Annotated in this window: 1 protein-coding gene; it reads left to right on the top strand. The window is 42.4% G+C overall.

Translation table 11 applies throughout. The features are described 5' to 3' along the window. A partial coding sequence (locus LRP83_RS23135; RefSeq protein ID WP_435531386.1) for a fibronectin type III domain-containing protein occupies positions 1–804 on the top strand: 804 nt, incomplete at both ends.

Here is an 804-nt window from a genome sequence, read left to right as displayed (position 1 = left end):
CCTCTACTACTGCTACAACAACTAGCATCAGCTTAACATGGGATGCGGCTGAAAGAGCAGAAAGCTATGAGCTAAGACGAAATGGTGAAGTAATCTATACTGGTGCAGCAACAAGCTTTGCCGATTCTGATTTAACTCCAGGAACAACGTATAGCTACGAATTAAAAGCGATAAATTCAGGGGGAGCAAGTACTACAGTAACTCTTTCTGCAACTACTTTACCGCAACCACCAAATGCAATCACGAACTTTACTGGTACAGCAACAACGACAAGTGTCACATTAACTTGGGATGCTTCCGAGCGTGCAGCTGGTTATATTGTAAAACGTGATGGCGTGAACGTGTATGAAGGATCAGCTCTAACTTTCACTGAAAATGGGCTAACTCCTGATACAAACTATAGCTATGAATTAGTAGCAAGCAATGCAGGTGGAGAAACCACTCCATCCACGATTACTGTTAAAACAATTAAAGTAGCACCAACTGCACCAACAAATTTAGCCTCTACTTCTGCTACAACGACTAGCATCAGCTTAACTTGGGATGCGGCTGAAAGAGCAGAAAGCTATGAGCTAAGACGAAATGGTGAAGTAATCTATACTGGTGAAGCAACAAGCTTTGCGGATTCTGGTTTAACTCCAGGAACAACGTATAGCTACGAATTAAAAGCGATAAATTCAGGAGGAGCAAGTACTACAGTAACTCTTTCTGCAACTACTTTACCGCAACCACCAAATGCAATCACGAACTTTACTGGTACAGCAACAACGACAAGTGTCACATTAACTTGGGATGCTTCCGAGC

The sequence above is a fragment of the Pseudoneobacillus rhizosphaerae genome (assembly GCF_917563885.1).
GTDB lineage: Bacteria > Bacillota > Bacilli > Bacillales > Cytobacillaceae > Pseudoneobacillus > Pseudoneobacillus rhizosphaerae.
This window is presented reverse-complemented; position numbering and strand designations above follow the sequence as displayed.